Source organism: Actinoplanes auranticolor (assembly GCF_018332655.1).
Lineage (GTDB): Bacteria > Actinomycetota > Actinomycetes > Mycobacteriales > Micromonosporaceae > Actinoplanes > Actinoplanes auranticolor.
Genome location: NZ_BOQL01000005.1, coordinates 113,298 through 133,225, shown reverse-complemented (window position 1 = coordinate 133,225; position 19,928 = coordinate 113,298). Strand labels below are relative to the sequence as shown.

Below are 19,928 nucleotides of genomic sequence, written 5' to 3'. Positions count from 1 at the left end.
GTCGCCGGAGCTCCGGGTCCGTAGTAGAAAAATCGCGTCTGCTGGATCACGAAGCGAGTATGTACCCGGCTCGGGCCGCTCCGCAAGGAAACGGCCCGAACCGTGGGACGCGGCCGATCAGCCGATCCGGGTGATCCGGTCGGCCGGGCCCGGCGCGACCGGGGTGCCCGCGCCGAGGTAGCCGATCAGGGCGTCGACGTCGAAGCCCGGTGCCGTGGTGCGGCCCGTGCCGAGCGTCAGGTTGGTGAAGCCGTCGCCGCCGTTGGCCAGGAAGTCGTTCGTGGTGACCTGGTAGGAGGCGGCCGGGTCGATCGGGGTGCCGTTCAAGGCCAGCACGCTCACCTTCGAGCCCGCCGGGGCGGTGCTGTTCCACGAGTACGTCAGGCCCGCCGACACCTGCAGGATGCGCTGGGTGGTCTGCCCGCCGAAGCCGACGAACTGCTGCTCCAGCACGTCCTTGAGCTGTGCGCCGGTGAGGGTCTGGGTGACCACCAGGTTGTTGAAGGGCTGGACGGTGAACGCCTCGCCGTAGGTCACCTGGCCGGTGGCCTCCCCGCCCGCCGAGGCCTCGGCGTCGAAGTCGGCCCGGATACCGCCCGGGTTCATCAGCGCGATCTGCGCGCCGGCGCTCTTCGTCCAGGCGAGCTGGGCGTCCGCGATCACGTCACCGAGCGCCGACTCGCCGTTGGCGCCGGCGGTGCGGGTGATGTCGCCGGTGATGGTGCCGACGACCCGGTTGGCGATCGGGGCCACCGCGGTGCGGTACTTGTCCGCGACCTTTTTGGCGTTCGGGTCGACCGTGTCCGGGTTCTTCAGGAAGACCCCGGCGGCGTCCCTGAGCCAGCCGCCCTTGCCGTCGGAGACGCCGTTCTCCACGACCACGTTCTTCGCGGTGATCTCGGCGAACCGGCCGGTGCGCCGGTCGATCGCGTAGTCGATGTCGGTGACCAGCTGACCGTTGGTGCCGGCGCTGGTCACCACCGAGGTGCCGGCGGAGTTCGGCAGCGTGCAGGTGTAGAAGCGGTGCGTGTGGCCGGAGACCACGAGGCGGAACTCGGGGTTGAGGCCCGCGACGATCGGCACGATGGGCCCGGAGAAGGCGTTGCAGTCCGAGACTCCCGGGACCGGAACCTGCTCGGAGACGTTCTGCTGGCCGCCCTGATGCACGAGCAGCACCTGCGCCTTGACCCCGAACAGCTTGAGCAGGGCGCCCCACTTGTTGGCCGTCTCGACCTCGTTCGCGAAGCGCACGTTCCGGATGCCGGCCGGGTTGACGATGCCGGCGGTGCCCTCCAGGGTCAGGCCGACGAAACCGACGGGTACGCCGTTGACGAACTTGATGTCGATCGGCGGCAGGATCGGCAGGCCGGTCTTCTTGTTGATGGTGTTCGCCGCGAGGTACGTGAACTCGGCGCCGCCGAAGCCGTCGCCGTCCTGGCAGCCGTCCTCGGGGTGGCAGCCGCCGCGCTGCATCCGGATCAGCTCGTCGACGCCCTCGTCGAACTCGTGGTTGCCGACGGAGCTGACCTGCAGGCCGATCTCGTTCATCAGCTCGATCGTCGGCTCGTCGTGGAAGGCCGCGCTGACCAGCGGGGTACCGCCGATCAGGTCGCCGGCGCCGACGGTGAAGGTCTTGCGGCCGTCGGCGGCGGCCTCGGCCCGCAGCTTGCGCAGATAGGTCGCCAGGTATTCGACGCCGCCGGCCGGGGTGCCGTTGACGGCGGCGCCGCTGCCGGCGGGCGGGTCGATGGCCCCGTGGAAGTCGTTGTAGCTGAGGAACTGGCCCTTGACCGTCTTGCCGGGCAGTCCGTAGGAAACGCCGGCCGGGGCCATGCCCGGCAGATGCTGGGCAACGGGCGTGGTGGCCGGTGCTGCTTCGGGCTTCGTCGTCGGCAGGGTGGCGACGACGGCCAGAGCGAGGGCCGGTACGGCGAGATGACGCAGCACGGTCCAGCCGCGGCGGCGGGGGTGGTCCATAGTATTCGGTCTCCCGGTCGGACGGATCAACCAACGCCCCCAGCGTGCTGTATAGATGCTGGTCACCGCTACCGCTGGGGGATGACAGCTTGGTTGCGGCGAATGGTTGTACACCGTCACCGAAGATTGTCGGGGGTGCGGCATAGACTTGTCCGGCGATGCGAGCCCTTCCGGAAAACACCCAGCCCTTGTTTGCCATGCCGCCTGTCCGGGTGGCTGAATCCCCTGGTCAGGAGGATGCACCCAAGCGGCAGCAGGCCCGCCGGCCGGATCCGGAGTCCCTGCTGGTCGGGCTCAACACCCCGCAGCGCGACGCGGTGACCCACGCCGGGTCACCGTTGCTGATCGTCGCCGGGGCCGGCTCGGGCAAGACCCGGGTGCTGACCCACCGAATCGCCTATCTGCTGGCCGCGCGGGACGTGCATCCCGGCCAGATCATCGCGATCACCTTCACCAACAAGGCCGCCGGTGAGATGAAGGAGCGGGTCGCCGCCCTGGTCGGTCCCCGGGCCCGGCTGATGTGGGTGTCGACCTTCCACTCGGCCTGCGTGCGCATCCTGCGGGCCGAGCACGAGCACGCCGGGCTGAAGAGCACCTTCTCCATCTACGACGCGGACGACTCGCGGCGGCTGATGCAGCTCGTCGCCCGCGAGCTCGACCTGGACCCGAAGCGCTACACGGCCCGGGGCCTGGCCGCCCAGGTCTCCAACCTGAAGAACGAGCTGGTCGAGCCCGAGGAGTTCAAGGACCGGGCGAAGGGCCCCAACGAGCGCGCCGTCGCCGAGGCGTACGTGCTGTACCAGCGCCGCCTCAAGGAGGCGCACGCGCTCGACTTCGACGACATCATCATGGCGACCGTGCACCTGCTCCAGTCGCACCCGCACGTCGCGGAGGTCTACCGCCGCCGCTTCCGCCACGTGATGGTCGACGAGTACCAGGACACCAACCATGCGCAGTACATGCTGGTCAAGGAGCTGGTCGGACCGGCCGAGGGCGAGATCGAGCCGGCCGAGCTGTGTGTCGTCGGCGACGCCGACCAGTCGATCTACGCGTTCCGCGGCGCGACCATCCGCAACATCCTGGAGTTCGAGCGCGACTATCCGAACGCCCGCACGATCCTGCTGGAGCAGAACTACCGCTCCACCCAGACGATCCTGTCCGCGGCCAACGCGGTCATCGACCGCAACACCTCCCGCAAGCCCAAGCGCCTCTGGAGCGACCAGGGCGCGGGGGAGCAGATCGTCGGGTACGTCGCCGACACCGAGCACGCCGAGGCCGACTGGGTGGCCCGCGAGATCGACCGGCTCACCGACAACCACGAGGTCCGCCCCGGCGACGTCGCGGTCTTCTACCGCACCAACGCGCAGTCCCGCGTCTTCGAGGAGGTGTTCATCCGCGTCGGCCTGCCGTACAAGGTCGTCGGCGGGGTGCGCTTCTACGAGCGCAAGGAGGTCCGCGACGCGCTGGCCTACCTGCGCGCGGTGGTCAACGACGACGACACGGTCAGCATCCGCCGCGTCATGAACACCCCGCGCCGCGGCATCGGCGACCGGGCCGAGGCCTGCGTGGAGGCACTGTCCACGCGCGACCGGATCTCGTTCGGGCAGGCCCTGCGCGGCGCGAGGAACGCCCCCGGCATCTCGACCCGCGCGGCCAACAGCATCGCCGACTTCGTGCAGCTCCTCGACGACCTGCGGGAGATGTCGCGCACCGCGCCGCCGGAGGAGGTGCTGGAGGCCGCGTTGCAGCGTTCCGGCCTGCTGTCCGAGCTGGAGGAGAGCCTCGACCCGCAGGACCAGGGCCGGGTGGAGAACCTCCAGGAGCTCGTCAGCGTCGCCCGGGAGTACACCGAGCGGGTCGAGGCCCAGGCGGCAGCGGAGGAGGCTTCAGGCCTGTCAGGGGTGGCGGGCGGGGTGGTCGGAGGGGAAGCGCCCGCCGCCACGCTGGCCGGATTCCTGGAGCAGGTGGCCCTGGTGGCCGACGCCGACCAGATTCCCAGTGACGATCCCGACCACCAGGGCGTGGTCACCTTGATGACGCTGCACACGGCCAAGGGCCTCGAGTTCCCGGTGGTGTTCCTCACCGGTCTGGAGGACGGTGTCTTCCCGCACATGCGCGCCCTGGGGGACAACACCGAGCTGGAGGAGGAGCGCCGGCTGGCGTACGTCGGCATCACCCGGGCCCGCCAGCGGCTCTACCTCTCCCGGGCGGTGACCCGGTCGGCGTGGGGCCAGCCGCAGTACAACCCGCCCTCGCGCTTCACCGACGAGCTGCCGCCCGAGCTGGTGCGCTGGGAGCGTACGGCGGGGTCCTACACGTCGTGGTCGGGCACCGGCGGTGGCGTCGGTGGCCGTGGCGGCGGCGACCGCGGCCGGGGTGGCGGCTTCTCCGGCGGCACCCCGAAGGCGCAGCAGCTGGCCCAGCGCCTCGGCGTGGACGCCAGCAGGCTGACCACCGCGAGCGAGATGAAGCAGGCGCCCAAGGTGGCGGCCGGCGACCGCGTCAACCACCAGCGTTACGGCCTGGGCCGGGTGGTGACCGTGGACGGCCATGGTCCGGGTGCCCGCGCCCAGATCGACTTCGGCGACCAGGTCATGTGGCTGGTCCTGCGGCACGCCCCGATCGAGAAGATCTAGCTCGCTTCGGCCGGGGTGGCGCAGCCGGTGATGTCGATGCCGCGCTCGCGCATCCAGGCGGTCGGCTCGATCGGGTTCTTGTAGGCGCCCTGGTGCACCTCGAAGTGCAGGTGCGGGCCGGTCGAGTGGCCCGTCGAGCCCTCGTCGCCGATCTGGTCGCCGGCCGCCACGTGCTGCCCGACGGTCGCGGTGATCACGGACATGTGCCCGTAGTGGGTGAGGTAGCCGTTGCCGTGGTCGATCAGCACGGCGTTGCCATAGCCCTCGGCGGGTCCGGCCGTCACGACGACACCCGCGCCCACGGCGCGGATCGGGGTGCCCTCCGGCGCGGCCAGGTCGACCCCGGCGTGCAGGCGGCCCCAGCGCGGGCCGAAGCAGGACGTGGTCGCGCCTTCCGGCATCGGGTTGACCCAGAGTGGCAGCGGAGGCAGCGGCTTCTCCTTGCGGGCCTGCGGGACGAAGGGCAGGCCCTCGTCCACGGGCAGGACGCCGGCAATCGAGGCCGACGTGGGGGACGGGGCGGACGGGGACGGCGAGAGCGTGGGGGACGGCGTCACTGTGGGCGTCGGGGCCGGGGCGGGCGCGCTGGGGGCGAGTGATGCCGCCGCGGCGGCCTGGCGGGTCTTGGTGGTCGCCGGCGCGGAGGAGGCGCCGTCGGTCGCCGTGGTGAGCCCGGCCACGCCGACGCCGGCGACCAGGGCCGCGGCCACGGCATAGCGGCCTTTCTCGGTGACGGGGGTGCTCGGGGCGCGGTGGCTGTGCAGCGGCGTCCTTCGGCGGTGGCGGCCGCGGACGTTCCGGTTGGCTCGATGCTGCACGGCGGGGTGATCCTCCAGGTCTCGGTGTCCGACATAAGCCTGTCGGCACCGTCCTGCGGATCCTTGAGGGGACTACGCCCGGTGCAACCGGCCCGGTTGCGGGACGGTTGCGGACATGAGGAACCGCCGGGCCGTCAGCGGCCCGGCGGTGGGTGGAGCGGGATCAGGAGGCGGCGAGGTCGCCGTACACCGACTCGATGCGGAGCTTGATGTCGACGCCGTGCTCGCGCAGGAAGACGATCGGGTCGGTCGGCGCGCCCTTGACGTGCACCTCGAGGTGCAGGTGGGTGCCGTACGAGTAACCCGTGTTGCCGACCTCACCGATGACCTGGCCGGCCTTGACCTTGTCGCCGCTCTTCACCAGCAGCCGCCGGGAGTGGGCGTAGATCATCTCTGAGCCGTCGGCGTGCTTGATGGTGATGGCGTACCCGTAACCGCCCTTGTAGCCCGCAGAGGTCACCTGACCGGCGTGCACGGCCATGTACGGGGTGCCCTCGGGCGCCGCCAGGTCGATGCCGGCGTGCAGCTTGCCGAAACGGACGCCGTACGCCGAGGTGAACTGGTAGTCGTTGAGCGGGAGCAGCCAGGCGTCGGCCTCGGCCTGCTCCTCGGAGATCTTGACGTTGGTGCCGCGTTCCTCGCCACGGGAGGCGCGCTCACCCTCGGCGGTGCGCTCGGCGAGGGCGTCACCGGCGGACGCGGCCTCTTCGAGATTCTGCAGGACCGTGGGGTTGACGGCCTTGGCGTCCGGGAGCTGCGAGGCGGCTCCCAGGGCGACCACTCCGGCGCCGACGAACGCCGACGTGACGACCACGGCATAGCGGCTGCGCGGAGGGGTAGGAACGCGGCGACGGCCGCGATAGCGGTCGGGCTCAGACGACAAGCGCTGACGCACGAACAACCCTCCGTCGGTGGCAAAGAGCGGCAGGCACTGGGCGGGAGCAGATGCTCCAGCGGTGATTTGCCGAGCGTCGGTCCGGCGTTAACCGGTTGACAGCCGTGGGCCACGGTAACGAAACGCAACGCCGGTCACAAGTCGCAGCGCCAATTCCCTGACAGTTAGCTGTCGGCATTAGGACGCGAATGTCCGAGTTGGTGGCAATTTTGAGGGGAAACGGCGTTGGCGCTCCGTAACTGCGGTTCTAACGCAAAGTCATGTGACGTGGAATACGTTGAATGGTGCTTGCGTGCGGTGCCCTGATGGTCTTGGTGCCGGGCGGTAGTACGGAGCGGCGGCTTCCTCGGTTCAACCGTGCCGGGTTACCGTTCGTTCAGGTGGCAGTTTCCTTCTCGGCCGGCAGTGCAGCCGGTGAGCGCCGAAGGGGTCGCAGATGCAAGCACGGATCAGGGTCGTCGTCGCCAAACCAGGGCTGGACGGCCACGACAGGGGCGCGAAGGTGGTGGCCCGGGCCCTGCGGGACGCCGGTATGGAGGTCGTCTACACGGGCCTGCACCAGACGCCCGAGCAGATCGTCGAGACCGCCATCCAGGAGGACGCGGACGCCATCGGGCTGTCGGTGCTCTCCGGTGCGCACATGACGCTGTTCCGGCGGGTGGTGGAACTGCTCGCGGAACGTGATGCGGCCGACATCGTGGTATTCGGCGGCGGCATCATTCCGGCCGACGACATAACCGAGCTGGAGAAGATGGGCGTGGCCCATATCTTCACGCCGGGCGCGACGACCGCATCCATCATCGAATGGGTACGCGCCAATGTGGCCACGCCAGTGGCGTGACCGGATAACCGCAAAGAGTCAACAGAAGTTAAGGGAGAGGCCGGACGCACCCCTCACACGTCCGGCCTCTCTATGCACGATGCCCCGCCGCCACCCCTCGACCGACAGGGCATCGGCCGCTCTCGTCATCGCTCAGCGCTCCGACATCACACTCAACGACGCCCCCGTACCGGGGTTACGCGACTCGGGGCGACTTTTTCCACCGGCTCCGCGTAGCCTCTCGCACCGTGCAGCCCTACCCCGTCGTCCCGCGCATCCCTGAGGACCAGCCCTTCATCGTCCGGCCCAGCCTCCGCAAGCGCGCCGTGGTCCTCGGCGGCTTCGTCCTGGCTCTGCTGGCCTTCCTCGGCTGCGTGCTCGGCCTCGGCGCGATCGGCTCCGAGAACGGGCTCGCCCTGCTGGTGGTCTTCCTGGTCATCGCGATCTTCTTCGTGGGCCTGGTCGGTCTGCAGGTGTGGCTGCTCGCCACCGGTGGCCCGGTGCTCGCGGTGGGGCCGGCCGGTCTGTGGATCAAGACCCGGCCGAGCCGGGGCCAGGCCATCTGGCTGCCCTGGGAGGCGATCGGGATGATCTCCCGCCGGCGCTGGAGCTTCGAGAAGATGCTCTGTGTGGCGCCGCGGGACCCCCGGGCCGAGCAGAAGCTGGGCGCGTTCACCGCCTTCGACTCGATGGTCACCCAGGCCGCCTTCGGCACCGGCTTCACCGCGACGCTCAACTTCGCCGACCGGAGCGAGCAGGAGATCCTGCAGGCCGTCGCGTACTTCGCCGGGGGACGCGTCCCGCTGACGTAGCGCTGCGGCTGTGTGGTCTTGCACACCGTGCACCCGCGGCGGCGGACCCGGCAGTGATGTGGCTAGGCTGCGAAATGAGGCCCCAGGGCCGACATTTCTCTCACGCTGGCGGCGACGCAACGACGCGCCGCGGACATCAGGTCGGGACGCGGGTACGCGGCTTGCCGGGGCAAGCGTCGCGAGCGAAAGGAGACACGTGGACCTGTTCGAGTATCAGGGGCGCGATCTGTTCGAACGGCACGGCCTGCCCGTGCTGGGCGGCGGCGTCGCGGAGACCCCGCAGGAGGCCCGCGCGATCGCCGAGCGACTCGGCGGCAAGGTCGTGGTCAAGGCGCAGGTGAAGGTCGGCGGCCGCGGCAAGGCCGGCGGGGTCAAGCTCGCCGACGGTGCCGACGAGGCGCAGGCCCGGGCGACGGACATCCTCGGGATGGACATCAAGGGCCACACCGTGCACAAGGTGATGCTCGCGGAGACCGCGGACATCCAGGAGGAGTACTACTTCTCCTACCTGCTGGACCGGGCCAACCGCACCTTCCTCTGCATCGCCTCCGTCGCGGGCGGCATGGAGATCGAGACGGTCGCCGAGGAGGACCCGGAGCGGGTCGCCAAGATCGCCATCGACGCGAACGAGGGTGTCACCGAGGCCAAGGCGCGCGAGATCGTCACCGCCGCCAGGTTCCCGGCCGAGGTCGCCGAGCAGATCGTCGACATCGCCGTCAAGCTCTGGCAGGCCTTCGTGGCCGAGGACGCGACGCTGGTCGAGGTCAACCCGCTGGCCAAGGTCGGCGACGGCCGGGTGCTCCTGCTCGACGCCAAGATCACCCTGGACGAGAACGCCGGCTTCCGCCACCCCGACCACGAGGCGCTGATCGACCAGTCCGCGGTCGACCCGCTGGAGCAGGCGGCCAAGGCGAAGAACCTGAACTACGTCAAGCTCGACGGCGAGGTCGGGATCATCGGCAACGGTGCCGGCCTGGTCATGTCGACGCTCGACGTGGTCGCGTACGCGGGCGAGGGGCACGGCGGCGTCCAGCCGGCCAACTTCCTCGACATCGGCGGCGGCGCCAGCGCCCAGGTCATGGCCAACGGCCTGGAGATCGTGCTGGGCGACCCGGCCGTCAAGTCGGTCTTCGTGAACGTCTTCGGCGGCATCACCGCGTGCGACGAGGTCGCCAACGGCATCATCCAGGCCCTCGCCCTGCTCGGTGAGCGCGGCGAGGCCGTCACCAAGCCGCTCGTGGTCCGTCTCGACGGCAACAACGCCGAGGCCGGCCGGGCGATCCTGGACCAGGCGAACAACCCGCTGGTGCAGCGGGTGGACACGATGGACGGTGCGGCCGAGCGGGCCGCCGAGCTCGCAGCTGCGGGGAAGTGACGACATGGCAATCTGGCTCACCAAGGACTCCAAGGTCATCGTCCAGGGCATGACCGGCGCGGAGGGCTCCAAGCACACCCGCCGGATGCTCGCCGCGGGCACCAACGTGGTCGGCGGCGTCAACCCGCGCAAGGCGGGCACGACGGTCGACTTCGACGGCACCGAGCTGCCGGTCTTCGCCAACGTCGGCGAGGCGATGAAGGAGACCGGCGCGGACGTGTCGGTCATCTTCGTGCCGCCGGCCTTCACCAGGGGCGCCGTGCTCGAGGCGATCGACGCCGAGATCCCGCTGGCCGTCGTCATCACCGAGGGCGTACCGGTGCAGGACTCGGCCGCGTTCTGGGCGCACAACGTCGCGAGCGGGCAGAAGACCCGGATCATCGGCCCGAACTGCCCCGGCATCGCCTCGCCCGGCGCGTCCAACGCCGGCATCATCCCGGCCGACATCACCCCGGGCGGGCGCATCGGCCTGGTCAGCAAGAGCGGCACGCTGACCTACCAGCTCATGTACGAGCTGCGTGACATCGGCTTCTCCACCGCGGTCGGCATCGGCGGCGACCCGATCATCGGCACCACGCACATCGACGCGCTCAAGGCCTTCCAGGAGGACCCGGAGACCGACGCGATCGTGATGATCGGTGAGATCGGCGGCGACGCCGAGGAGCGCGCGGCCGAGTTCATCAAGGCCAATGTGACCAAGCCGGTGGTCGGTTACATCGCCGGCTTCACCGCCCCGGTCGGCAAGACCATGGGTCACGCCGGCGCGATCATCTCCGGTTCGGCCGGCACCGCCGACGCCAAGAAGGAGGCCCTCGAGGCCGCGGGCGTCAAGGTCGGCAAGACCCCGAGCGAAACCGCGCGGCTCATGCGCGAGGTCATGAGCTGACCTTGGTACGGCCACAGGCGCGCCGCGGCACGGACGGTCCACGTCCGCACCGCGGCGCGTCGCTGTGTCCGGCGACTTTCCGCCGCGCCCGGCCCCGGAAGCCGTCCTCGGCGGCGGGTCACCACCCGCGGACGAGTCGCGGACCGTACCTTTTGCTGCGGATTGAGCCCCCTGGGGCGGTCGTTTCGGGTGGTTTGCCGGCGCGACCGTCAGCACAGGCGTTCGGATGCGGAGCTTTCCGGTGGTCGATGTGCGGCGCGTCGCCGTTTCTGCGTCGCCGCAGGCCGCCCGGCGTGGAAAAGTAGGCCGCGATGCCGACCACTCCCGACCGTCGCGACGGTCGACCCGCCGGCTCGGAGGACCAGTTCGAGGCCGCCGAGGCCGTTCACCTTGCCGCCCGCGAGACGGTCACGGTGCGCCCCTCGGCGCCCGATCGCCCCACCGTCCGGGTCGACCCGGCCGATCGCGCCACCGTGCGCCTCGATCGCGGCAACCACGAGACGGTCAAGCTCCCCGGCCGGCGCCGCCCGCCGTCCACCGGCCGGGCTCCGCTGCCGGTGGCCGCGGCCTTCGCGACCTGCTGGGCCGCGCTGGTGACCTGGGTGCCGGTCGTGGCGGTCATCGGGCTGGCCCGCACGTTGGAGGGCCAGGGCGGACTGGGCGGTGCCGCGCACGCCGGGCTGGCCGGCTGGCTGCTCGGCCACGGCGTGCCGATCGGCACCTCCATCGGCCCGCTCGGCCTGGCCCCGTTGCTGCTCACCCTGCTGGCCGGCTGGCGCCTCAACCGCGCCGGCCTGCACGTCACCCGCGCGATCGGCGCCCGGCGCAGTGGCTCACCCCGGGTGGCCCTGCTGGTGGCCGGCATGATCGGCATCTGGTACGCGCTGCTGGGCGCCCTGGCGGCCCTGATCGTCGACGGCAAGGGCACCGAGGTGTCCACCGGCCGGACGGCGTTCAACTTCTTCCTCGCCGGGCTGGTGTTCTCGCTGATCGGCTCGCTGCGCAGCACCGACGCACTGGTCGTGACCGCCCGCCGGATCCCGCCGGCGCTGCGCCACGGCCTGCGGACCGGCGTCGTGGCGGCGCTGCTCGTGCTGGCCGCGGGGGCCGCCTTCGCCGGCCTGTCCGTGGCGATCGGCGGGGGGCAGGCGGCGGACATGATCTCGGCGTACCGGACCGGGGTGGCCGGGCAGGCCGGCATCACGCTGCTCAGCCTGGCGTACGGGGCGAACGGCGTGATCTGGTCGGCGGCGTACCTGCTGGGCCCGGGCTTCCTGCTGGGGGCCGACTCCGCCGTACGCGTCACCGAGGTCACCCTCGGCCCGCTGCCGACCGTGCCGCTGCTGGCCGGCCTGCCGGACGGCCCGATGGGCGCGAGTGGCGCGGCGCTGCTGGCGGTGCCCGTGCTGGCGGCGATGGCGGCCGGCTGGCTGCTGACCCGGCGCCTGGTCAACCTGCACCACGTGGTCGACGGGCACCTGGTGCACGGGCGCACTCCCGGCGACCCGGCGCCGGTCGAGCCGAGCTGGTCGCTGGTGCTGGGCGCGGCGGCTCTGTCGGGACCGGTGGCGGGGCTGGTGCTGGGCGTCCTGTCGTGGATGTCGGGCGGGCCGCTGGGCGACGGCCGGCTCTCCGAGATCGGCCCGGTCCCGTGGCACGTCGCCCTGATCGCGACGATGGTGGTCACGGTCTCGGCCTGCATCGGCGCGGCAGCCGGCCGCGCCTTCCGCGCCCCGGCCCGCGGCTGAACCGGCTTCCGGCGGAGGAATCCGCGAAGGCGCCTCCGGTCCGGCGCTGGCCCGACGTCCGCGGGAGCCCCTCCGAGATGCGCGAAGGGCGCCCCGGCAGCTGCCGGGACGCCCTTGCGGTGGTGCGTTCAGATCGTCAGGAGTTCGACGACATGATGTCGCCCAGCGCGCCGGTGGCGGCCAGGATGATGTTGATGACCAGCGCCAGCACGATGACACCGAAGGTCACGTAGGCGAGGGTCGGCTTCTTGCCGACCTTGCGGGCCTCGAGCAGGCTCAGCACGCCGAAGACGATGCCGAGGGGCCAGCAGCAGAAGGCGAACACGATGCCGAGGACGCCCCAGAGCGTCACCTTGTCGTTGCCCGGCGCTGCGGGCGGCTGCTGACCGTAGTAGGGCGGTGGCGTCACGGGCGAATCCTCCAGATAAATCCGCGCAATGCGGTGATGTGCAAAGTGAGCGCACGTGGACCATCACGTGAGCGGCCCGCAGCCTAACCGATGATCAGCGGTTTCCGCTGTCCTCGAAACGACCCGTTCGCCGTCGTCAGCGGCCACGACGATAGGGTGCTCGGGTGACAGACCCCGCGCCCGCCCGCCTGGTCGTCCTCGTCTCCGGCTCCGGCAGCAACCTGCAGGCCCTCCTCGACGCCGCCGCGGATCCCGCGTACGGCGCGAAGGTCGTGGCCGTCGGCGCCGACCGGGACGGCATCGCCGGGCTCGACCGTGCGGCCGCCGCCGGCGTGCCGACCTTCGTCGACTCCGTCAAGGCCTACCCGACCCGTGCCGACTGGGACGCCGCGCTGACCGCCCACGTGGCCGGGCACAAGCCCGACCTGGTCATCTCGGCCGGCTTCCTCAAGCTGGTCGGCCAGGACTTCCTGGCCGCCTTCGGGGACCGCTACGTCAACACCCACAACGCGCTGCTGCCGTCGTTCCCGGGCATCCACGGCCCGCGTGACGCCCTCGCCTACGGCGTGAAGATCGCCGGGGCGACGCTGTTCTTCGTCGACGCCGGTGTCGACACCGGCCCGATCATCGCCCAGGTCAGCGTGCCCGTGCTCGACGACGACACGGAAGAGACGCTGACCGAGCGCATCAAGGAAGCCGAGCGCCGGCAACTGGTCGAATACGTCGGCCGGCTGGTGCGCGAAGGCTGGACCATCACCGATAGAAAGGTCTCCATTCCGTGACCACGGCTCCGCCGACCGATAGTCCAGGCCTGGGTAGCGACGCAGCGGACGGGCGTCGGCCGATCAAGCGGGCGCTGCTGAGCGTGTACGACAAGACCGGTCTGGTCGAGCTCGCGCAGGCCCTGCACGCCGCCGGGGTGCAGGTCGTCTCCACCGGCTCGACCGCGTCGACCGTCGAGGCCGCCGGGGTCCCGGTGACCCGGGTCGAGGAGCTGACCGGCTTCCCGGAGACGCTGGACGGCCGGGTCAAGACGCTGCACCCCAAGGTGCACGCCGGCCTGCTCGCCGACCTGCGGCTGGACACCCACGCCGCGCAGCTGTCCGAGCTGGGGATCGAGCCGTTCGACCTGCTGGTCAGCAACCTGTACCCGTTCACCGAGACGGTGGCGTCCGGCGCGAGCGTGGACGAGTGCGTCGAGCAGATCGACATCGGTGGACCGGCGATGGTCCGGGCCGCGGCCAAGAACCACCCGTCCGTGGCGGTGGTGACGTCCGTGGCGGCGTACCCGTTGATCCTGGACGCCGTGCGCGACGGCGGCTTCACGCTGACGCAGCGCAAGCTGCTCGCCGCCCGGGCGTTCGCCGACATCGCCGAGTACGACGTCGCGGTGGCGAACTGGTGTGCGACGACGCTTGCGCCGGCCGAGTGGCCGGAGTTCGCCGGGCTCGCGCTCAAGCGTGACACCGCGCTGCGCTACGGCGAGAACCCGCACCAGCAGGCCGCGCTCTACCTGGACCCGAACGCGCCCGCCGGGCTGGCCCAGGCCGAGCAGCTGCACGGCAAGGAGATGTCGTACAACAACTACGTCGACGCGGACGCCGCCTGGCGCTCGGCGAACGACTTCACCGAGCCGTGCGTGGCGATCATCAAGCACGCCAACCCGTGCGGCATCGCGGTCGGTGCCGACGTCGCCGAGGCGCACCGCAAGGCGCACGCCTGCGACCCGGTGTCGGCGTTCGGCGGGGTCATCGCGGTCAACCGGCAGGTGACCGTGGAGCTCGCCCAGCAGCTCGACGGCATCTTCACCGAGGTGATCGTGGCGCCGTCGTTCACCGAGGAAGCGCTCGCGGTGTTCCGTGAGAAGAAGAACCTGCGCGTGCTCGTGGCGCCGGCCTGGAATCCGCCGCCCGCGGAGGTCAAGCAGATCGGCGGCGGCGTGCTGGTGCAGATGTCGGACCGCATCGACGCCGAGGGCGACGACCCGGCGAACTGGACGCTGGCCACCGGCGCGGCCGCCACCGCCGAGGAGCTCGCGGATCTGGCCTTCGCCTGGCGGGCGATCCGCTCGGTGAAGAGCAACGCGATTCTGCTCGCCCACGACGGCGCGACGGTCGGCGTGGGCATGGGCCAGGTCAACCGGGTCGACTCGGCGCACCTGGCGGTGAACCGGGCCGGCGCGGACCGGGCCAAGGGCAGCGTGGCCGCGTCCGACGCGTTCTTCCCGTTCCCGGACGGCCTGGAGGTGCTCATCGCGGCCGGCGTCAAGGCGGTCGTGCAGCCGGGCGGTTCCATCCGCGACAACCTGGTCATCGAGGCGGCCGAGAAGGCCGGCATGACCGTCTACCTGACCGGTACGCGGCACTTCTACCACTGATGGACGTCGTCCGGAACGAGACGTTCGCGGGCCAGGACTGGGCCCTCGCCGAGGTGGAACGCGCACACTACGAGGACTGCGCGTTCCACGACGTCGACTGGTCCGAGGCGAAGCTGACCGGGAGCACGTTCACGCACTGCGAGTTCGGCAACGTGCGCTTCAACGCCGCCGAGCTGAACGCCTGCGCGATCACCCAGTCGGTGCTGCGGCGCTGCTCGTTCTTCGACGCCACGCTGACCGGCTGCAAGCTCACCGGCTCGCAGTTCCTCGACTGTGGACTGCGGCCGCTGACCATCGACGGCGGCGACTGGGGTTTCGTCTCGCTGCGCGGGCAGAACCTCACCGCCGCCAAGCTCGGTGGTCTGCGACTGCGGGAGGCCGATCTCACCGGCGCCGACCTGACCCGGGCCGACCTGCGCGGTGCCGACCTGTCGCACGCCCGGCTCAAGGACGCCGTGCTGAAGGGCGCCGACCTACGGGGCGCCGACCTGGACGGGGTCGCGCTGCACGGGCTGAAACTGGACGCCACCAAGATCGACATGGCCCAGGCGGTGCAGTTCGCGACCGCGTACGGTGCCAAGGTCAGCGGCTGAACAGTGGTTTACCTCGCCCCGGACGGCCCTGCCCGGTAATGCGCCGTTAACCGACTGATACGGTCCGGAAAAAGCGTCCCGCCGACTGGGAGTGAGAGACATGGGCAAGAAGGTCACCGTCGTAGGCGCCGGTTTCTACGGGTCCACGACCGCACAGCGTCTGGCCGAGTACGACATCTTCGAGACCGTGGTGCTCACCGACATCGTCGAGGGCAAGCCCGAGGGCCTCGCGCTCGACCTGAACCAGTCCCGCCCGATCGAGGGCTTCGAGACCAAGGTCGTCGGGGCCACCACCGGCCCCAACGGCGAGGGCTACGAGGCCATCGAGGGCTCCGACGTCGTCGTGATCACCGCCGGCCTGCCCCGCAAGCCCGGCATGAGCCGGATGGACCTGCTCGGCGTCAACGCCAAGATCGTCCGCCAGGTCGCCGAGAACGTCGCCAAGTACGCCCCCAACGCCGTCGTCATCGTGGTGTCGAACCCGCTGGACGAGATGACCGCGCTGGCCCAGATCGCCACCCAGTTCCCCAGGAACCGGGTGCTCGGCCAGGCCGGCATGCTCGACTCGGCCCGCTTCACCAACAACGTGGCCGAGGAGCTGAAGGTCCCGGTGAGCAGCGTCAAGACGCTCACGCTGGGCTCGCACGGCGACACCATGGTGCCGGTGCCGTCGAAGTCCACGGTCAACGGCAAGCCGGTCGCCGACCTGCTCCCGGCCGACAAGGTCGAGGAACTGGTGACCCGCACCCGTAACGGTGGGGCCGAGGTCGTGGCGCTGCTCAAGACCGGCTCGGCGTACTACGCCCCGTCGGCCGCCGCGGCCCGCATGGCCCGGGCCGTCGCGGAGGACTCCGGCGCGGTCATGCCGGTCTGCGCGTGGGTCGACGGCGAGTACGGCATCTCCGGCGTCTACCTCGGCGTCGAGGCCGAGATCGGCGCGCAGGGCGTGCGGCGGGTCGTCGAGACCGACCTCACCGAGAGCGAGCTGGCCGGCCTCAAGGAGGCCGCCGAAGCTGTCCGCGCCAAGCAGGCGGACGTCGCTTCGCTCTGATGATCGTCGGGAAGGCCGGGGCCGTGCGCCCCGGCCTTTCTCGTGCTCAGAAGTTGCGGGGGCGCAGCTCGGCGACGGGGATCTCCAGCTGCCACGGGCTTTCGACGCTGATCACGTCGGTGAAGGTGTCCGACGGTTCGTACGCCTCCGCCTCGCGGTTGAGCCGGTACGTCTGCACCCTGATGCCACCGTCGGTCTCGATGAGCCAGAAGTGCGGGATGCCGGCTTTCGCGTAAAGCGCCGGCTTGAGCACCCGGTCCACGCTCTGCGAGCCCGGTGAGACGATCTCCACCGCCAGCACGACCTCGTCCGCCATGAAACTGCCGGCGCGCCGGCGTGCCGCCTCGAACGTGGTGACCAGCACATCCGGGATGAACATCCGGCGCGGGCTGAGCTCCACGTCGTTGGCCTGACTCACGAAGAGGTCGTCCGGGCACGTCCGCTCGAGCGCGACGCCGAGACGCATGGCGATGACCTGGTGGACGCTGGTCCGCGAGGGGGACACGTGCAGCGCTCCATCGATGAGCTCACGGCGTACGCCGTCATCGGGCAGGGCATGGAGGTCGTCGACGGTCCAGCCGTCCACGGGCGGCAGCCCGCTGAGCGCGGCGGTCATGGGAACCCCCTCCACGGAATCGCGACTTCAGTCGCATCATACGTGAGCTGGGGGAGGGGTCAGACCCATCGTTCTCCGGTACGGCAGTACGGCTGGCCCAGGTGCGACACCGCCAGCCACGAGCCACGGAGCCTGGCCGTGGTGAGCGCCGCATCCCGGCTCTTGCGGGCGAGCTGCGCGTCCATGTCGTGCCCGTAGGCCAGGGACGGATCCACCAGCTGCACCGCGTGCACCAGCAGGTCCCCGGTCACCAGCACCGACTCGCCGCCGCCTTCGGCCAGCACCGACTGGTGTCCCGGGGTGTGCCCGGGCGTGGAGATGATCCGTACGCCCGCGCTCAGCTCGGTGTCACCCTCGACCACCTGCAGCCGCCCCTGGTCCCGCAGTGGCCGTAGCAGCGCGTCCTGCTGGCGTGCGGCGGTGAAGGCGTCGACCTCCGCGCGCTGCACGATGACCCGGGCGTCGGTGAACGGCGAATCCGCCGGGACGGCCCAGCCGATGTGGTCCGTGTGCAGATGGGTCAGCACGATCGCCTCGACGTCCGCGGGCTCGATCCCGGCCGCCGCCAGTTCGTCCGGCAGGTGCCCGGGCACGGGAGCCCAGTCGGCGGCCAGCGAGTGGGCCGGGCCGATCCCCGCGTCGACCAGCGTGACCGGGCCGCTGTCGCCGTACCGGATCGCGAAGCTCCGGAAGCGCAACCACCAACGGCCGTCCGCGGTCCGGGCACCCGGATCGCGCTCGTCGGCGGCGGCCCACTGCTCGGCCGTGGCGTCCGGCAGCGCGTCCTGACGCCGGTCGAAATGCGGTCCCTCGGCGTCCGACAGGGCGGTGACGGTGAGCGGGCCGAGGGTGCGGATGGCAGACATCCCGCCATTCTGGCCGAAGGCCCGCCGCCCGTGGGTCCCCGTCAGCCGCGCAGCGGGTGCGCGTCCATGTCGTCGTGCACGTCGTAGACCGGGCCCTCGGCCGCCCGGCGGCGCAAGGCCGGCTCCTCGCTGACCGAGGCGATGCCCGGCCGGCCCGCCTCGAAGCTCACCGGTGCCCTCGTGCTGCCGGGCGGCGTTGACGTTGCGCGGGCCCTCGCAGATGTAGTCGCCGAGGAACGTGACGAAGGCCAGATCCTCAGCGCACGTCCACGTGCACCGAGTGACCGCGCTGCGGGTGGGCGGTGGCCACCCCGCGCCGGCGGCCCCGGCGGAAACGGTCGTCCTCGGCGATCTCCCACTCGACCGGCACCGGCCGGTCCGCATCCCGCCGCCGGCCAGTGGGGCCGGGGCGAGCCGGGTCCAGAGCACCACCCCGTCGGGCAGCGGATCGCCGGAGGCCACGCCCAGCGTGAACAGGCCACTGGGCAGCGGTTCGCCCTGCTTGGTGGGGAGCGGACCGGATTCCGGCCCGGCCCGGACCAGCAGCGGCCCGGCGGCGACGGCGACGGTTCCAGAGACGAAAAGTCGGCGGCTGATCGGCGGCTGGAGCTTCTCAGGCAATGACATGTCTCGATGCGACTGGTCGCCGGTTACCGTAGCCCCGACTTCGCGCCAGGTTTCGGCGCATGCTGAGGGAAGGGTCGGGAGGCGATCATCCACCGACCTGCAGTACGCTCGTACTGCTAGAAGCACGTGTCCCGGAGAGGAGCGCCGGTCGATGGCGAAGATCAAGGTCAACAACCCGGTCGTGGAGCTCGACGGCGACGAGATGACCCGGATCATCTGGAAGCAGATCCGCGAGCAGCTGGTGCTGCCGTACCTCGACGTCAACCTCGAGTACTACGACCTGTCGATCCAGTACCGCGACGAGACCGACGACCAGGTGACCATCGACGCGGCCCACGCGATCAAGCGGCACGGCGTCGGCGTCAAGTGCGCGACGATCACCCCGGACGAGGCCCGCGTCGAGGAGTTCGGCCTCAAGAAGATGTGGCGGTCGCCCAACGGCACGATCCGCAACATCCTCGGCGGCGTCGTCTTCCGCGAGCCGATCATCATGTCGAACGTACCCAGGCTGGTGCCGGGCTGGACCAAGCCGATCATCATCGGCCGGCACGCCCACGGCGACCAGTACAAGGCCACCGACTTCGTGGTGCCGAGCGCGGGCAAGCTGACCGTCACGTTCACGCCCGAGGACGGCTCCGCGCCGATGGAGTTCCACGTCGCGGACTACCCCGGCGGCGGCGTCGCGATGGCGATGTACAACTACGACGACTCGATCCGCGACTTCGCGCGCGCCTCGTTCCGGTACGGCCTGGCCCGCAACTACCCGGTCTACCTGTCGACGAAGAACACGATCCTCAAGGCGTACGACGGCCGGTTCAAGGACCTGTTCGCCGAGATCTTCGAGACCGAGTTCGCCGACCAGTTCAAGGCGGCCGGCCTGACCTACGAGCACCGCCTCATCGACGACATGGTGGCCGCCGCCATGAAGTGGGAGGGCGGCTACGTCTGGGCCTGCAAGAACTACGACGGTGACGTGCAGTCCGACACCGTGGCGCAGGGCTTCGGCTCGCTCGGCCTGATGACCTCCGTGCTGATGACGCCGGACGGCAAGACCGTCGAGGCGGAGGCCGCGCACGGCACGGTCACCCGGCACTACCGGCAGTGGCAGAAGGGCGAGAAGACCTCGACCAACCCGATCGCGTCGATCTTCGCCTGGACCGGCGGCCTCAAGCACCGCGGTCTGCTGGACAGCACGCCGGCGGTCACCGAGTTCGCCGAGACGCTGGAGAAGGTCTGCGTGGAGACGGTCGAGGGCGGTCAGATGACCAAGGACCTCGCACTGCTCATCTCCCGGGACGCCCCCTGGCTGACCACGGACGAGTTCATGAACGCTCTGGACGAGAACCTGGCGCGCAAGCTCGCCTGACCTCGTACCCCGCAAGCACGAAGGCCGCCGCGCACTCGCCGGCGGCCTTTTTGCAC

General features: G+C 70.7%; 18 protein-coding genes and 2 pseudogenes. 11 read left to right on the top strand and 9 right to left on the bottom strand.

The window, feature by feature from the left end:
* Positions 1 to 117: 117 nt before the first annotated feature.
* On the bottom strand, positions 118 to 1,977 hold the full coding sequence (locus Aau02nite_RS02840) for a bifunctional metallophosphatase/5'-nucleotidase (protein ID WP_212986713.1): 1,860 nt from the start codon (positions 1,975 to 1,977) through the stop codon (positions 118 to 120).
* 158 nt (positions 1,978 to 2,135) lie between these two features.
* Here Aau02nite_RS02840 and pcrA point away from each other — a divergent pair, with 158 nt between their 5' ends.
* Positions 2,136 to 4,613: a DNA helicase PcrA gene (pcrA, locus tag Aau02nite_RS02835; RefSeq protein WP_212986712.1), complete on the top strand. Its 2,478-nt coding sequence runs from the start codon at positions 2,136 to 2,138 to the stop codon at positions 4,611 to 4,613.
* On the opposite strand, the gene Aau02nite_RS02830 is transcribed toward pcrA, so the two are convergent.
* Together Aau02nite_RS02830 and Aau02nite_RS02825 are read right to left on the bottom strand one after the other, a co-directional pair.
* Positions 4,610 to 5,431, bottom strand: a complete 822-nt coding sequence (locus Aau02nite_RS02830) for a M23 family metallopeptidase (protein ID WP_212986711.1) — start codon at positions 5,429 to 5,431, stop codon at positions 4,610 to 4,612. The two genes, pcrA and Aau02nite_RS02830, sit on opposite strands and share 4 nt — an antisense overlap.
* A 163-nt stretch (positions 5,432 to 5,594) precedes the next feature.
* A complete protein-coding gene (locus Aau02nite_RS02825; RefSeq protein ID WP_212986710.1) occupies positions 5,595 to 6,326 on the bottom strand; it encodes a M23 family metallopeptidase in 732 nt (243 codons plus the stop codon).
* A 436-nt stretch (positions 6,327 to 6,762) separates the two neighbouring features.
* Between Aau02nite_RS02825 and icmB the strand changes: the two genes are divergently transcribed.
* From icmB to Aau02nite_RS02800, 5 genes are all read left to right on the top strand, one after another.
* Positions 6,763 to 7,167, top strand: a complete 405-nt coding sequence (gene icmB / locus Aau02nite_RS02820; protein WP_212986709.1) for a coenzyme B12-dependent isobutyryl CoA mutase small subunit — start codon at positions 6,763 to 6,765, stop codon at positions 7,165 to 7,167.
* A gap of 227 nt (positions 7,168 to 7,394) precedes the next feature.
* Positions 7,395 to 7,958, top strand: a complete 564-nt coding sequence (locus Aau02nite_RS02815; RefSeq protein WP_212986708.1) for a hypothetical protein — start codon at positions 7,395 to 7,397, stop codon at positions 7,956 to 7,958.
* Between the two features lie 196 nt (positions 7,959 to 8,154).
* Entirely contained in the window at positions 8,155 to 9,333 is a 1,179-nt protein-coding gene (gene sucC, locus Aau02nite_RS02810) for an ADP-forming succinate--CoA ligase subunit beta (protein ID WP_212986707.1), read from the top strand.
* Positions 9,334 to 9,337: 4 nt separating this feature from the next.
* Positions 9,338 to 10,219 (top strand): succinate--CoA ligase subunit alpha, encoded by an 882-nt coding sequence (sucD, locus tag Aau02nite_RS02805; RefSeq protein WP_212986706.1) that lies wholly within the window; start codon positions 9,338 to 9,340, stop codon positions 10,217 to 10,219.
* 311 nt (positions 10,220 to 10,530) lie between these two features.
* Positions 10,531 to 11,967: a cell division protein PerM gene (locus Aau02nite_RS02800; protein ID WP_246594847.1), complete on the top strand. Its 1,437-nt coding sequence runs from the start codon at positions 10,531 to 10,533 to the stop codon at positions 11,965 to 11,967.
* Positions 11,968 to 12,103: 136 nt separating this feature from the next.
* Here the strand turns inward: Aau02nite_RS02800 and Aau02nite_RS02795 are convergent, their stop codons facing one another.
* Positions 12,104 to 12,376 carry a DUF4190 domain-containing protein gene (locus Aau02nite_RS02795; RefSeq protein WP_212986705.1) on the bottom strand — a complete coding sequence of 91 codons (273 nt, stop codon included), beginning with the start codon at positions 12,374 to 12,376 and terminating at the stop codon, positions 12,104 to 12,106.
* A 164-nt stretch (positions 12,377 to 12,540) separates the two neighbouring features.
* Here Aau02nite_RS02795 and purN point away from each other — a divergent pair, with 164 nt between their 5' ends.
* From purN to mdh, 4 genes are all read left to right on the top strand, one after another.
* Entirely contained in the window at positions 12,541 to 13,158 is a 618-nt protein-coding gene (purN, locus tag Aau02nite_RS02790) for a phosphoribosylglycinamide formyltransferase (RefSeq protein WP_212986704.1), read from the top strand.
* Positions 13,155 to 14,753, top strand: coding sequence for a bifunctional phosphoribosylaminoimidazolecarboxamide formyltransferase/IMP cyclohydrolase (purH, locus tag Aau02nite_RS02785; RefSeq protein WP_438841092.1), 1,599 nt, complete (start codon positions 13,155 to 13,157; stop codon positions 14,751 to 14,753). Before purN ends, purH begins: the two co-directional genes overlap by 4 nt.
* Entirely contained in the window at positions 14,753 to 15,346 is a 594-nt protein-coding gene (locus Aau02nite_RS02780) for a pentapeptide repeat-containing protein (protein ID WP_212986703.1), read from the top strand. The genes purH and Aau02nite_RS02780 overlap by 1 nt, the downstream gene beginning before the upstream one ends.
* A gap of 100 nt (positions 15,347 to 15,446) precedes the next feature.
* Complete coding sequence (gene mdh / locus Aau02nite_RS02775) at positions 15,447 to 16,397, top strand: malate dehydrogenase (protein ID WP_212986702.1); 951 nt, start codon at positions 15,447 to 15,449, stop codon at positions 16,395 to 16,397.
* Positions 16,398 to 16,443: 46 nt separating this feature from the next.
* Here mdh and Aau02nite_RS02770 read toward each other — a convergent pair whose 3' ends face one another.
* From Aau02nite_RS02770 to Aau02nite_RS48020, 5 genes and pseudogenes are all read right to left on the bottom strand, one after another.
* Positions 16,444 to 17,013: a Uma2 family endonuclease gene (locus tag Aau02nite_RS02770; protein ID WP_212986701.1), complete on the bottom strand. Its 570-nt coding sequence runs from the start codon at positions 17,011 to 17,013 to the stop codon at positions 16,444 to 16,446.
* Positions 17,014 to 17,072: 59 nt separating this feature from the next.
* Positions 17,073 to 17,879, bottom strand: a complete 807-nt coding sequence (locus tag Aau02nite_RS02765) for an MBL fold metallo-hydrolase (protein WP_212986700.1) — start codon at positions 17,877 to 17,879, stop codon at positions 17,073 to 17,075.
* Positions 17,880 to 17,920: 41 nt separating this feature from the next.
* Positions 17,921 to 18,049 carry a hypothetical protein gene (locus tag Aau02nite_RS47245; protein ID WP_281420949.1) on the bottom strand — a complete coding sequence of 43 codons (129 nt, stop codon included), beginning with the start codon at positions 18,047 to 18,049 and terminating at the stop codon, positions 17,921 to 17,923.
* A gap of 86 nt (positions 18,050 to 18,135) precedes the next feature.
* Positions 18,136 to 18,204, bottom strand: a pseudogene (locus Aau02nite_RS46135) (hypothetical protein); the annotation flags it as partial.
* Positions 18,183 to 18,506 (bottom strand): annotated as a pseudogene (locus tag Aau02nite_RS48020) (PhoD-like phosphatase N-terminal domain-containing protein); the annotation flags it as partial. The pseudogenes Aau02nite_RS48020 and Aau02nite_RS46135, both read right to left, overlap by 22 nt.
* 151 nt (positions 18,507 to 18,657) lie before the next feature.
* Between Aau02nite_RS48020 and Aau02nite_RS02755 the strand changes: the two are divergent.
* Entirely contained in the window at positions 18,658 to 19,872 is a 1,215-nt protein-coding gene (locus Aau02nite_RS02755) for an NADP-dependent isocitrate dehydrogenase (RefSeq protein WP_212986699.1), read from the top strand.
* The last annotated feature ends 56 nt before the right edge of the window (positions 19,873 to 19,928 follow it).